Raw genomic sequence first — 13207 nt, forward strand, 5'->3', positions numbered from 1 at the left:
CCGCTTTTCACCGGCGCCCCGGAACACGGGTCCGTGCCGGCGTACGGCTCCGCCCCGCGGGCCCGACGAGCCCCCGCCGGCCCGCGGCCAGGAAAACGCCGTGCCACCCGTGGGATACTGACCAGGTCTATCTGAACCCACGAGGAGAACGGGCACACCCTCCTATGGCCTCGGTCACATCGCTCACCGATCTCGTCAACCAGCAGCTCTCGTCCGCCCTCTCCGCCACCCGGCCGGAGGCGTCCGCGGACCCGCTGCTGCGACGAAGCGACCGGGCGGACTACCAGGCCAACGGCATCCTGGCGCTGGCCAAGAAGGCGAAGGCCAACCCGCGGGAGCTGGCCACCGAGGTCGTGGCGCACCTCACGACAGGTGACCTGATCAAGGACGTCGAGGTCTCCGGCCCCGGCTTCCTCAACATCACCGTCGCCGACCGGGCGATCACCGGGAACCTCGCCGCGCGGCACGCGGACGGCGAGCGCCTCGGCGTGCCGCTGAAGGAGAACGCGGGCGTCACGGTCGTCGACTACGCCCAGCCGAACGTGGCGAAGGAGATGCACGTCGGTCACCTGCGGTCGGCGGTCATCGGCGACGCCCTGCGCGCCCTGCTCGACTTCACCGGCGAGAAGACGATCGGCCGGCACCACATCGGCGACTGGGGCACCCAGTTCGGCATGCTCATCCAGTACCTGTTCGAGCACCCGGGTGAGCTGGCCCCCGCGGACGAGGTCGACGGCACGCAGGCCATGAGCAACCTGAACCGCGTGTACAAGGCGTCGCGCGCGCTCTTCGACTCGGACGACGAGTTCAAGGAGCGGGCCCGCAAGCGGGTCGTCGCCCTCCAGTCCGGTGACAAGGAGACGCTCGAGCTGTGGCAGCAGTTCGTGGACGAGTCGAAGGTCTACTTCTACTCCGTCTTCGAGAAGCTCGACATGGAGGTCCGCGACGAGGAGATCGTCGGGGAGTCCGCGTACAACGAGGGCATGCCCGAGACCGCCCGGCTCCTGGAGGAGATGGGCGTCGCGGTGCGTTCCGAGGGCGCGCTCGTGGTGTTCTTCGACGAGATCCGCGGCAAGGACGACCAGCCGGTCCCGCTGATCGTGCAGAAGGCCGACGGCGGTTTCGGCTACGCGGCCTCGGACCTGACGGCGATCCGCGACCGCGTCGTCGACCTGCACGCGACCACGCTGCTGTACGTCGTCGACGTGCGCCAGTCGCTGCACTTCAGGATGGTCTTCGAGACGGCCCGCCGGGCCGGCTGGCTCAGCGACGACGTCACCGCGCACAACATGGGCTACGGCACGGTGCTCGGCGCGGACGGCAAGCCGTTCAAGACGCGTGAGGGCGAGACCGTGCGGCTGGAGGACCTGCTGGACGAGGCGGTGCAGCGGGCCGCGGAGGTCGTGCGGGAGAAGGCTCGGGACCTCACCGAGGACGAGATCCGGGAGCGGGCCGCGCAGGTCGGCATCGGAGCCGTGAAGTACGCGGACCTGTCGACGTCGCCGAACCGGGACTACAAGTTCGACCTCGACCAGATGGTCTCCCTGAACGGCGACACGTCCGTCTACCTCCAGTACGCCTACGCCCGTATCCAGTCGATCCTGCGCAAGGCCCCCGACGGCGTACGCCCCTCGGCGCACCCGGAGTTGGCCCTGCACGAGGCCGAGCGGGCGCTGGGCCTGCACCTGGACGGGTTCGCGGAGACGGTGGCGGACGCGGCGCGGGAGTACGCCCCGCACAAGCTGGCCGCCTACCTGTACCAGCTGGCGTCCCTGTACACGTCGTTCTACGACAAGTGCCCGGTGCTGAAGGCCGAGTCGCCCGAGCAGGTGGCCAACCGCCTGTTCCTGTGCGACATCACGGCCCGCACCCTGCACCGGGGCATGGCCCTGCTGGGCATCCGGACCCCCGAGCGGCTCTGACCCGCACCGACGCACGAGCCGCGGCCCGTCCTCTCCTCGGGAGGAGAGGACGGGCCGCGGCCGTTCACGCGATCGACCGGCTCCGCTGCGTCCGGCCGGACGCAGCGGAGCCGGTCCTGCCTCGAGACCACCGTGGGCTGAGCTACTCCCCCAGCTTCCGGGCGACTTCGGTGGCCCAGTAGGTGAGGATGTTCTGCGCGCCGGCCCGCCTGATGCCGGTCAGGGTCTCCAGGATCGCCCGGTCGCGGTCGATCCAGCCCTTCTCTGCGGCGGCCTCGATCATCGAGTACTCACCGGAGATCTGGTACGCGGCCACCGGCACGTCCACGGCGTCGGCGACCCGGGCGAGGATGTCCAGATACGGACCCGCCGGCTTGACCATCACCAGGTCGGCGCCCTCCGCCAGGTCCAGCGCCAACTCCCGCATCGACTCACGGACGTTGGCCGGGTCCTGCTGATACGTCTTGCGGTCGCCCCGCAGCGACGAACCGACGGCCTCACGGAACGGCCCGTAGAAGGCGGAGGCGTACTTGGCGGTGTAGGCGAGGATCGCGACGTCCTCGCGGCCGATCTGGTCGAGAGCGTCACGGATGACGCCGATCTGCCCGTCCATCATCCCGCTGGGCCCCACGACATGGGCGCCCGCGTCGGCCTGCACCTGCGCCATCTCGGCGTACCGCTCGAGGGTCGCGTCGTTGTCGACCCGCCCCTGGTCGTCCAGCACCCCGCAGTGCCCGTGGTCCGTCGTCTCGTCGAGACAGAGGTCGGACATGACGAGCAGGTCGTCGCCGACCTCGGCCCGCACGTCCCGCAGGGCGACCTGGAGAATCCCGTCCGGGTCGGTGCCCGCCGTGCCCAGGGCGTCCTTCTTCGACTCCTCCGGAACCCCGAACAGCATGATCCCGGAGACTCCGGCCGCCACGGCCTCGGCCGCCGCCTTCTTCAGGGTGTCGCGCGTGTGCTGCACCACCCCCGGCATCGCCTCGATCGGCACCGGCTCGGTGACCCCCTCGCGGACGAAGGCCGGGAGGATGAGGTCGGCGGGGTGCAACCGCGTCTCGGCGACCATCCGGCGCATGGCGGGGCTGGTGCGCAGACGCCGGGGCCGGGTACCGGGAAAAGATCCGTACGTCGTCATACCTCCCACGCTACGCCCGCCCGCCCCGTACCTTTACCGACGCCGAGTCGGCCCGGCTCGCCGTCAGCGCGGCCCGAGGGCTCCGGACGCCAGCCCCAGCTCGGCCTCCGCGAGGGTACGGGCCATGTCCGCGATCGGGGCGGCACGGTGCCCCACGCCGGTGTTGACGTAGGCGCTGGTCCCGTCGATCGCGACGTGGATGCGGACGGCGGACGCCCAGGGGTCGGCGCAGCGGAAGTCTCCCGCCGCCACCCCGGTGGCGACCACCCGCTCGATACGCCGGCACCAGAGCAGGTCCTGCTCGACGACGTGCTCGCGGAGGACGGGCCGGTAGCGCGCCAGGTGCCGGGCGTTGAGCCAGATCCTGCTGACGTCGTCGAAGTCGGCGCTCGAGGTGAGCGAGAAGAGCCGCCGCAGCGCGCGCACCGCAACGCCGGGGCCGGAGTCGGGGCCCGGGCCGGCGGGCAGCTCCGGCAGCAGACCGTCGAGCTCCGCCAGGGTGGCGCTGGTGAAGGCCTCGGCGACGAGCCTGTCGGCCGCGGGGAAGTAGTGGCCGACGAGCCCGGGCCGGACGCCGAGCTCGTCGGCGACCCGGCGCAGGGTGACGCACTCCAGCCCTTCGGCGAGCCCGACCCGTGCGGCGGCGGTGACCATCTCGCTGCGGCGCTCGGCCGGCGCCTTGCGGACACGCTTTTCCGGACCCCTTGACGTCATGACCGGGAATGTTATTGAGTGAACGACCAATAAGACAATCGGACAATGAGGCACCAGGGCACACACTCCCCTGTGCGCGGCCGCCCTGTGCCGCCTCAGCCACCCCGGAGCCCCACCCGCACCCCTCTCCTCACTCTTCCTCTCCCCCGGAGCACTGGAGCACTGATGTACGCCGTCACCGACCCCACCACCGGCGAAGTCGCCGAGCTCTACCCGACCGCCGGTGAGGCCGAGGTCGAGGCGGCCCTCACCGCCGCCCACGCCGCCACCGCGTGGGGCCGTACCAGCACCGTCGCCGAACGCTCCACCCTGCTGCGCCGGCTCGGCGACCTCCACGCGGAGCACCGGGCCGAGCTGGCGGCGAGCATCGTACGCGAGATGGGCAAGCCGCTCGCGGAGGCCGAGGGCGAGGTCGACTTCTGCGTCGACATCTACCGCTACTACGCCGACCACGCCGAGGAGTTCCTCGCCGACGAACCGCTCGACGTCACCTCCGGCCCCGGCAGCGCCGTCATCCGGCGCAGCCCGCTGGGCGTCCTGCTCGGGATCATGCCGTGGAACTTCCCGGCCTACCAGGTGGCCCGCTTCGCCGCCCCGAACCTCGCCCTCGGCAACACCATCGTCCTCAAGCACGCCCCGCAGTGCCCGGCCACCGCTGCACTGCTGGAGCGGCTGTTCACCAAGGCGGGCTTCCCGGAGGGCGCGTACGTCAACCTCTACGCCACCAACGAGCAGATCGCCGAGGTCATCGCCGACCCGCGCGTCCAGGGCGTCTCGCTCACCGGCTCGGAGCGGGCCGGTTCCGCCGTCGCCGAGATCGCCGGACGCCACCTGAAGAAGGTCGTCCTCGAACTCGGCGGCTCGGACCCGTTCCTCGTGCTGTCCACCGACGACCTCGACGCGGTCGTCGACGCCGCCGTCGCCGCCCGCCTGGACAACACCGGCCAGGCCTGCAACGCCGCCAAGCGGTTCGTCGTCGTCCAGGACCTCTACGACGCGTTCGTCGAGAAGTTCACCGCCCGCCTGCTCGCCGGCGCGACCGGCGCCCCCCTGTCGTCGGCCGCCGCCGCCGAGAACCTGGGCCGCCAGGTCGACGCGGCCGTCGCCGAGGGCGCCACCCTGCACACCGAGGGCGAGCGGCACGGCGCCTACTTCCCGGCCGGGGTCCTCACGGGCCTCACCACCGACCACACCGCCGCCCGCCGGGAACTCTTCGGCCCGGTCGCCATGGTCTTCCCGGCCGCCGACGAGGACGACGCCGTCCGCATCGCCAACGACACCCCCTACGGCCTCGGCTCCTACGTCTTCACCACCGACCCCGCCCAGGCCGAACGCGTCGCCGACCGCATCGAGGCCGGCATGGTCTTCGTCAACGGCGTCGGCGCCGAGGGCGCGGAACTCCCCTTCGGCGGCATCAAGCGCTCCGGCTTCGGCCGCGAACTCGGCCGCCCGGGTACCGAGGAGTTCGTCAACAAGAAGCTGATCCGCACCGTGGCCTGACCGAGCTGCCGGCCGTGGGCCCGGACCGCCCCGGTCCGGGCCCGGAAAACGCCCGAGGGCGTGTCACGGCCGGCTGCCGTGACACGCCCTCGGGGCGGTGAATCAGCGCTGGTGGCGCCCGTTGTCGTTACCGCGCTCGCCGGCCCGGTTGTTGCTGCGGTCGTGGCCGCGGTCACGGTCGTTGCCGCGGTTGTGGCCGCGGTCAAGGTTGTCACCACGGTCGCGGTCGTGGCCGCGGTCACGGTCACGGTCGCGGTCATGGCCGTGACCACGGCCCCAGCTCTCGGTGTCGACGACCGAGCCACGGCGGTCCGACAGGGTGGCCCGGTCGGAGTGGTTGTCCCAGATGTGGTGGCGGCGGTCCTGGTAGACGTCGTGGCGGGTGTCACGGCCGGATCCCGTGTGCACCGTGACCGTCGAGCGGCCGTTCAACCGCAGGTGGCGGAAGGTGTACTTGTCGCCCTTGCTGTTGCGCAGGGTCCAGCCCCTCAGGTCGACGCTGTGGCGGGACCGGTTGGTGATGTTCACCCACTCGCCGTTCAGCGAACGGTTGCTGCGGGTGTCCGGGCCGGGAGCGTTGTACTGGACGTCGCTGATGACGACCTGCCGGCGGTCGGGGGCCCTGTCCTGGACGGCGGACGCCGGCAGGGCGGCGGCCGCCACGACGGAACCGGTCACCAGGGCGACGGCGGTCAGACGGCGAGCGGCGGAAGAAGCAGACATGCGGTCCCCTTCGCATTGGTGCGCCGGCCCGCCCCGGGTACGGACGGGCGGCGCTCTCCGAGTGGTACGTCCCGGCTGGCTGCCGAGGTCTCACACCCTGCCGCCACGACAGCCCCTTTCACAGGAAGTCCCGCCACAGGTGACGTAATGCAGACATGTCCGAAACAGTCGGTTGCCGGATGCACACATATCGTTCGAATACGGGGTTCGGATCGATGCACCACGCACCGACCCGTGGCCTGTCCGGGTCCCTCACCGTTCCACCAGGCCCACGCCCCGCCACGCCACCGCACGCGCCACCCTGCCGTTCCCCTGAAAGTGGGTAACAGGGCCGTCCGGGCACAGGGGGTGAAGGACGTGAGCACGCGAGGCGCACTCGAAGCCCACACAAGGCGCCGCTCCACGGCGAAGAAGGTACTGCCTCTCCGCGGTGCCGATCGAAGCGACGACGAGGGCCGGTGGTGGAACGCCACGCGAGGGCTGCGGGAAAACAAAAAGGCAAGGAGGCGAACCCACTCCCTGCCACTCTCAACCTATAGCGCACCGGGGGGCTTGCGGCAAGGCCCCCGTCATGGCGCAGAATCACTGACCGTGAACCCGATGAACCACCCGATGACCAGTGTGTTCGCCCTCCCCGAACGCCTCTCCGCCAAAGCCGACCCGCATCTGATCGCCGGGGACGAGCAGCACTTCGCGGCCCTCGCGGAGAGCCTCGAGCAGACGATCACCGAGCTCTCCGACCGCCGCGACGCCACCCTCAGGGCGCCCGGCGGGGTCGGCCGGGAGGCCATGGACCGGGACATCGAGGTGCACCGGTTGACCTCCCGCCTGCGCGCCCTGCGCCGCTTCGGCCTGGACCTGTGCCTCGGACACATCGTCGGCGCGGACGACGGCGAGCCCGTGTACATCGGCCGGCTCGGCCTCACCGACAACGCGGGCCGTCGCCTGCTGCTCGACTGGCGTTCCCCCGCCGCCGAACCGTTCTTCGCGGCGACCCACGCCCACCCGATGGGTCTCGCGAGCCGCCGCAGGTACCGCTGGACCGGTGGCCGCATCAGCGACTACTGGGACGAGGTGTTCACCGCCGACGGGCTGGAAGGGCACGCCGCGCTCGACGACCACTCCGCCTTCATCGCCAGTCTGGGCGGCAACCGGTCGGCCCGGATGCGGGACGTGCTCGGCACCATCCAGGCCGACCAGGACGCCGTCATCCGCGCGGGCTCACGCGGCGCGCTCGTCGTCGACGGCGGCCCGGGTACGGGCAAGACCGTCGTCGCCCTGCACCGCTCCGCGTACCTCCTCTACTCCGACCCGCGCCTCGGACACCGCAGGGGCGGCGTGCTGTTCGTCGGCCCGCACCAGCCCTACCTGGCCTACGTCGCCGACGTCCTGCCCGGCCTCGGCGAGGAGGGCGTACAGACCTGCACCCTGCGGGACCTCGTCCCCGAGGGGGCCGCGGCAACGGCCGAGACCGACCCGGAGGCGGCCCGTCTGAAGTCGTCCGCGGACCTGGTGAAGGCGATCGAGACCGCCGTCCGCTTCTACGAGGAACCGCCCACCCGGGCCATGACGGTCACCACCCCCTGGTCGGACGTCCGCCTGACCGCCGACGACTGGGCCGAGGCCTTCGAGGCGGCGGAACCGGGCATCCCGCACAACGAGGCACGCGACCACATCTGGGACGAGCTGGTCACGATGCTGCTGGACAGGCAGAGCCGCGACGACGTCTCCCCCACCCTGTTCCGCAAGGCCCTGGCCCAGAACAAGCAGCTGCTCACCGCCCTCAACAACGCCTGGCCGCTCCTCGAACCCACCGACCTCGTCTCCGACCTCTGGTCGGTCCCCGCCTACCTGCGCCTGTGCGCCCCCTGGCTCGCCCCCGACGAGGTGCGCGCACTCCAACGCGCGGACGCCCAGGCCTGGACGGTGTCCGACCTGCCGCTCCTGGACGCGGCCCGGCAGCGGCTCGGCGACCCGAAGGCGTCCCTGCGCAAGCGCCGCCACGACGCCTCGGTCGCCGCCCAGCGCGAGCGGATGGCCGCCGTCATCGACAACGTCATCGCCTCCGACGACGACGGCGAGGGCGCGGTGACCATGCTGCACGGCCAGGACCTCCAGGACACCCTGATCGACGAGAGCGCCCTGCCCACCCCCGAACCGGACGCGCTCGCCGGCCCGTTCGCCCACATCGTCGTCGACGAGGCCCAGGAACTGACCGACGCCCAATGGCAGATGCTGCTCCTGCGCTGCCCGTCCCGCAGCTTCACCGTCGTCGGCGACCGCGCCCAGGCCAGACACGGCTTCACCGAGTCCTGGCGGGAACGACTCCGACGAGTCGGCCTCAACCGCGTCGACGTGGCCACCCTGAACATCAACTACCGCACACCGGAAGAGGTCATGACGGAGGCCGAGCCGGTCATCCGCGCCGCCCTCCCGGACGCCAACGTCCCGACCTCCATCCGCAGCAACGGCATCCCCGTCGTCCACGGACCCCTCTCCGACCTGGACTCGATCCTCGACACCTGGCTCACCGCCCACGACGACGGAATCGCCTGCGTCATCGGCCACCCCACGTTCCGCTCCACGCCCCGCGTCCTGTCCCTGACCCCGGAACTGTCCAAGGGCCTGGAGTTCGACCTTGTCGTCCTCGTCAATCCGGACTCGTTCGGCGAGGGCATCGAGGGAGCCGTCGACCGCTACGTCGCGATGACCAGAACGACCCGGCAACTCGTCATCCTCACCTGAACCTCACCGAGAAGCCGTCGGGCTCGGAGCCGAGCATGACGGCGATGGCCTCCCGCACAGCCGCGTCCGCCTGCTCCAATCGCTTGACCTGGCTGAAGACGCCGGGCAGGTCAGGCACCTCCAGAGCCCACCATTCACCGATGCGGCGTGCGACAACGCGATAGACCTTGACCGCCACCACCTCTCTCCCCACTCCGACTCAAGGGTCTTGCAGATGTTCTCCGCGGTGATCTCGTTCACCTCGCTGTGCTGTACCGGGAGGCGCATACTCAGGCCGCGCGGGCACCCTGGCTCGTCACCATCGGGCCGGACCGGCAGTCGCGGCAGCGGCCCGGTTCCGGGGCGCGGAAGACCCGTTCGCAGCCGTCACAGTCCTGGAAGGGGTGCTGACGGTGAGCGCTGCTCGTGACCGCGGAGGGCGGGGGCGCCGGGGTCGCGGGAAGGGGCGGCGGCAGCAGTTCGCGGAGGCGGTAGGCGATCACACCGGCCGGGTGCTTCATGACTCCTGGGAGGTCGGCGGTCAGGGTGCGGTGCACCGCGGCGGGGGTGGTGCCTCGTTCGAGCCAGGCGACGACCCCCGGAGCCAGTCCGTGCACGTCCCGGAGGGACAGGACGATGCGCTCGTCGGTGCGGCGCAGGCCCGCGAGGAGGGTGACCGCCTCCTCGTACAGCGGGTCCCGGCGAGCCGGCTCTCGCGGCAGGTCCACAGGTGCGGGCGCGTCGGGGGCGGCCTCGGGCACCTTGGGGGCGACCGGCTCTCCAGCGGGTTGGTCGTCCTCCTGAGGTGTTTCCTGCGGGTCGGCACCCGCTACGGAGGCCCGGGTGCGGGCTCGTGCCGTCGCCGTCCGCCCAGCCGCACGCACAGGCGCGGGAACGGGTGGCGCGACTGTCCGAGTGGCGGAAAGCGGCGCGTGATGGGCGTACGTACGTGTCGCCAGGCGGCCCGTCTCCGTGTGCTCGCGGACCCGCTCCAGGTAGCCGTGCGTCTCCAACTCCCGTAGTGCGAGGGCGATCCGGTCCCGCCCTTCGGGGAAACGCTCGGTGAGGCTGCGGATGTCGACCAGGGTGCCCTCGGGCACCGAGAAGATGTGGGTCGCCAGTCCGATCGCGATCAGCGACAACTCGCTGTGCTGGGCGAGGTGGTTGCCCACCAGGACGTACTGCCCGGACTGGTACGTACGTACGTGCGTGACACCGGAGGGGGCGGCGCTTCGCCGAACACCCTGATTCTGACGCGGTACGGCATTAGGCTTCATCTCAGCCATGGGGAAGAGTCCTGTCTTCCTTCTTGGTCAGGCCCTCGCCCTGGGAGTGCTAGTCCCGGCGGGGGCCGACGTATGTGCAGGGATGGGGGAGCGGCGAGTCACCTCGCCCTCGTGCTGAGACTGCACGCCCGAACCACCGACACGCCAGCCAATCCGGCCGGTTTCACCCGCTCGAGTGACCTACGCGAGGTTTGGTTGGTTGGTTGGTTTTTTCCCAGGGTTCTTTGGTCTTTTACCGCCCGCATCCCCGCCCCGCGAACCGCCGCAGCCTGCGTTTCCCGGCGCCGGTGAGCCGCCCACCCGGGACACCGACACGAAGCTCGCATGTCAGTGCGGGCGGCTACGGTACGCCCGTGAACGAGATGCCCGGTGACGACCGCCGCCTTCCACCCGCCCTCGCCGACGTGGCCCGCGTCGAGTTCGACTACGCCGACGGTGACGGAATCGACTTCGAGCCCTACGACGCCTTCGACACGGCCGGGGAAACCACCGGCTGGCTACGCCAGTGGACCGGCAACCCCGAACTCGACGGCGGTGCCTACCGGCTGTTCGGCCAGGACGGCACCGGCGGTCTCGCGGCCCTCTGGTACGGGCGGCCCGGCCGGCCCCTCGCCGAGCAACCCGTGGTGTTCATGGGCTCGGAGGGCGAGTGCGGCGTGGTGGCCGGGAACCTGTCCGACTTCCTCTGGGTACTCGCCGACGGCATCGGACCACTGGAGTCCGTGCTGTACGACGAACACGAGGCACTCCCGAACCTGCAGCTCACCGAACTCGCCGAACGCCACGCCACCACCCCGCGCCGCCCGGCCCGGGACATCCTCACCGAGGCCCGCACCGAATTCCCCACCTTCACCGACGCCATCGACGCGCTCTGCCGCTGAGCCGGTAAGGGGCCCCGCACACTCGACCGGTCCCGCACCTCCTCCGGTTCACGCGGCTGACAGGAAACCAGTCACCGGCCCAGGGCCGTGGTGGTCGAGGGGTATCCCTTGGGCGGCCGGCGTTCGCCCGGCCGGTAGTGTGCGAGGGAAGTACGGGGCGGACGGGTCACCCCGGGGCAGTGGGCCGGGGGTGCACGTGACGACGACCCTGATCACCGAGGTGGCGCTGATCATCGCGCTGGCGTCGTTCGCGCAGGCGCTGAGCGGCTTCGGGTTCGCGCTGGTGGCCGTGCCGCTGCTGGCCCTGCTGACCAGCCCCCAGAACGCCATCGTCGTGGTCACCTCGCTGGGGCTGGTGCTCTCGCTGACGGTCTGCGTCCACCAGAGGGACCACGTCAATGTGCGCACCGCGAGCCTGGTGAGCGGAGCGGGCCTCGTGGGCATGCCGCTCGGGCTGCTCGCGGTGACGGTGCTCAGCGCGGGTGCGCTGTCCGTCCTCATCGCCGGTGCCGTGCTGGTGTCCGCCGTCCTGATCGGCCGTGGCATGACCTTCCGGCACGGGACGGGCCCCACGGTTGCCGCGGGTTTCGCCAGCGGGGCGCTGCTGACCTCGACCGGGATGAACGGGCCACCGTTGGTCGCCGCTTTCCAGGCCATGGGGCTGGCGCCCCGTGAGTTTCGGGCGACGCTCCAGGCCACGTTCTGCGTACAGAACGTCCTGGCCCTCGCGGGATTCTTCGCCGTCGGCCGGCTGACCGCGGACAGTCTGCTGCTGGCCGGCGCGGGGCTCCCCGGCCTGCTGGCGGGCTGGTGGTGCGGGGACCGCGTCTTCGCCCGTACGGATTCGGCGCGCTTCAAGAAGATCGTCCTGGGGGTGCTGGTCGCCAGCGCCTGCGTGTCGCTGTACCAGGCCGCGCTGAGCTGACGCGCAAGGCCGGCACACCGCCGACCGCTCCGGCGTCCGGCCCCGAGCCGGATCCGGGCCGGGCCCCACCGCCACGCGTGTCTGCCACCTCGATGCGAAGGGCGACGGTCGCGACCACTCGGTGGACGCGGCCTCGCGGTGTGCGGTGTCCAGGCGGCCACTCGTACCCCCGGGTGGGACCACCCGTCCAGAAGCGTGAGCACTTCGGCCGCTCCTGTCCACATGGCGCTCATCTGAGCGCTTACGCAACACTTTCCCGCCAACTGCTCACGCTTTCCAACGGGGCACTCCCCTCCAGCCGCACACGTCGCCGTCAGGTTCCCCTCGACCCAGGCGGCGACGCAGCCGACGCAGCGGGCGTCGACTCCTGAACCGGCATCAGTGCGCAGCCGGACTCGCGGGGGCGTCGCCTTCCTTCCCGCACTACGGTCGATGGTCGCCCCGTGTGCCGGCCGGCTCGATGCGGAACACCACCGGCAAGGAAAGCACGAGGGCAAGGGGGAGACGAAAACGCAGCCACGCACAACGGCGTTCAATGGCATTCACGGTGGGACGGCGTGATCAGCCGAGCCGGCTTCGGAAAAGGTCAGAGCTCCGGTGCAAGCAGGGTGAGCCGCAGCAGCGCGCCAACGGCCAGCATCACAGGGATGGCGTACCACCACCTGCGCAACCACTCGGCCTTGACGAACACCCACGTCAGCAGCGCCATCACGACGGAGAAGGCCAAGCCGATACCGGCCGCGAAGCCGGAATCGGTGACGGCTTGCTCGTCCCAGGGGCCATCCGGCTCGACCACGTAGGCCGTGAGCACGACATAGCCCGTCACCAGGGTCGCCAGAGCGAGAACGACCGCACACACTCCAGTGCCGACCCAACTGAAGGACCTGGGCTGCCGGGCCTGGGGCACCGAGGGCGTCGAACGTCCGCCCGGGCTCATCTCAAGGCCTCCTTCACGTCATCGAAGTTCCGAGGAGGGACAAGATCCAGTTCCGCCCACACCGCCTTGCACGGCGCCGGACCGCTCCGCACGCCCCAGCGGTCGGCCAACTCCTCGACCAGCAGCAGACCGTAGCCGGACTCGGCGGGTTCCACAGGGGCGCTCCGACGTGTAGGCAGACGCTCGCCCCGGGTGTCGGTGACCTCGATGCGCAGTACCCCGCACGCTGTGACCGTGAGACCGAGCCGGAAGCTCCGTCCGGGGACGCGGCCGTGCACGGCGGCGTTCGTGGCGAGTTCGGCGACGATCAACCGGGCCGGGTCCAACGGGATTTCCCAGGAACGCAGTTGCTCCGCGGCGAGCAGCCAGGCGAGACGGGCGCCCCGACGGGTGGCGGAGAGCGGCACGGTGAACTGGTGGAGTGGGGTGCGCGGTGCGGCGGTTTCCTGATTCACAT

The 13207-nt window shown here is 71.0% G+C and carries 12 protein-coding genes; 5 read left to right on the forward strand and 7 right to left on the reverse strand.

The features are described from left to right. Nucleotides 1-164 precede the first annotated feature (164 nt). Nucleotides 165-1922: an arginine--tRNA ligase gene (gene argS / locus ACTWJ9_RS14020; RefSeq protein WP_279334565.1), complete on the forward strand. Its 1758-nt coding sequence runs from the start codon at nucleotides 165-167 to the stop codon at nucleotides 1920-1922. Between the two features lie 142 nt (nucleotides 1923-2064). On the opposite strand, the gene hemB is transcribed toward argS, so the two are convergent. Both hemB and ACTWJ9_RS14030 read right to left on the reverse strand, forming a co-directional pair. After that, nucleotides 2065-3060, reverse strand: coding sequence for a porphobilinogen synthase (gene hemB, locus ACTWJ9_RS14025; RefSeq protein WP_279334566.1), 996 nt, complete (start codon nucleotides 3058-3060; stop codon nucleotides 2065-2067). Nucleotides 3061-3123: 63 nt separating this feature from the next. Continuing rightward, a complete protein-coding gene (locus ACTWJ9_RS14030; RefSeq protein ID WP_443295771.1) occupies nucleotides 3124-3774 on the reverse strand; it encodes a TetR/AcrR family transcriptional regulator in 651 nt (216 codons plus the stop codon). Nucleotides 3775-3939: 165 nt separating this feature from the next. Between ACTWJ9_RS14030 and ACTWJ9_RS14035 the strand changes: the two genes are divergently transcribed. Continuing rightward, on the forward strand, nucleotides 3940-5274 hold the full coding sequence (locus ACTWJ9_RS14035) for an NAD-dependent succinate-semialdehyde dehydrogenase (RefSeq protein ID WP_388704806.1): 1335 nt from the start codon (nucleotides 3940-3942) through the stop codon (nucleotides 5272-5274). 102 nt (nucleotides 5275-5376) lie between these two features. Here the strand turns inward: ACTWJ9_RS14035 and ACTWJ9_RS14040 are convergent, their stop codons facing one another. Further along, complete coding sequence (locus tag ACTWJ9_RS14040; RefSeq protein WP_443295772.1) at nucleotides 5377-5997, reverse strand: lamin tail domain-containing protein; 621 nt, start codon at nucleotides 5995-5997, stop codon at nucleotides 5377-5379. A 600-nt stretch (nucleotides 5998-6597) separates the two neighbouring features. On the opposite strand from ACTWJ9_RS14040, the gene helR reads away from it, so the two are divergent. After that, nucleotides 6598-8742: an RNA polymerase recycling motor ATPase HelR gene (gene helR, locus ACTWJ9_RS14045; RefSeq protein WP_443295773.1), complete on the forward strand. Its 2145-nt coding sequence runs from the start codon at nucleotides 6598-6600 to the stop codon at nucleotides 8740-8742. On the opposite strand, the gene ACTWJ9_RS14050 is transcribed toward helR, so the two are convergent. Beyond that, nucleotides 8735-8920 (reverse strand): type II toxin-antitoxin system HicB family antitoxin, encoded by a 186-nt coding sequence (locus tag ACTWJ9_RS14050; protein ID WP_443295774.1) that lies wholly within the window; start codon nucleotides 8918-8920, stop codon nucleotides 8735-8737. The two genes, helR and ACTWJ9_RS14050, sit on opposite strands and share 8 nt — an antisense overlap. A gap of 91 nt (nucleotides 8921-9011) precedes the next feature. Beyond that, nucleotides 9012-10007, reverse strand: coding sequence for a helix-turn-helix domain-containing protein (locus tag ACTWJ9_RS14055; protein ID WP_443295775.1), 996 nt, complete (start codon nucleotides 10005-10007; stop codon nucleotides 9012-9014). Between the two features lie 353 nt (nucleotides 10008-10360). Between ACTWJ9_RS14055 and ACTWJ9_RS14060 the strand changes: the two genes are divergently transcribed. Further along, on the forward strand, nucleotides 10361-10888 hold the full coding sequence (locus tag ACTWJ9_RS14060; RefSeq protein ID WP_443295776.1) for an SMI1/KNR4 family protein: 528 nt from the start codon (nucleotides 10361-10363) through the stop codon (nucleotides 10886-10888). Nucleotides 10889-11084: 196 nt separating this feature from the next. Next, nucleotides 11085-11813, forward strand: coding sequence for a TSUP family transporter (locus ACTWJ9_RS14065; protein WP_443295777.1), 729 nt, complete (start codon nucleotides 11085-11087; stop codon nucleotides 11811-11813). A 586-nt stretch (nucleotides 11814-12399) separates the two neighbouring features. Here ACTWJ9_RS14065 and ACTWJ9_RS14070 read toward each other — a convergent pair. Together ACTWJ9_RS14070 and ACTWJ9_RS14075 are read right to left on the reverse strand one after the other, a co-directional pair. Further along, nucleotides 12400-12750 carry a hypothetical protein gene (locus ACTWJ9_RS14070; protein WP_443295778.1) on the reverse strand — a complete coding sequence of 117 codons (351 nt, stop codon included), beginning with the start codon at nucleotides 12748-12750 and terminating at the stop codon, nucleotides 12400-12402. Further along, on the reverse strand, nucleotides 12747-13205 hold the full coding sequence (locus ACTWJ9_RS14075) for an ATP-binding protein (RefSeq protein WP_443295779.1): 459 nt from the start codon (nucleotides 13203-13205) through the stop codon (nucleotides 12747-12749). Before ACTWJ9_RS14075 ends, ACTWJ9_RS14070 begins: the two co-directional genes overlap by 4 nt. Between the last annotated feature and the right edge of the window lie 2 nt (nucleotides 13206-13207).

The sequence above is a fragment of the Streptomyces sp. GDS52 genome (assembly GCF_052246875.1).
Taxonomy (GTDB): domain Bacteria; phylum Actinomycetota; class Actinomycetes; order Streptomycetales; family Streptomycetaceae; genus Streptomyces; species Streptomyces cathayae.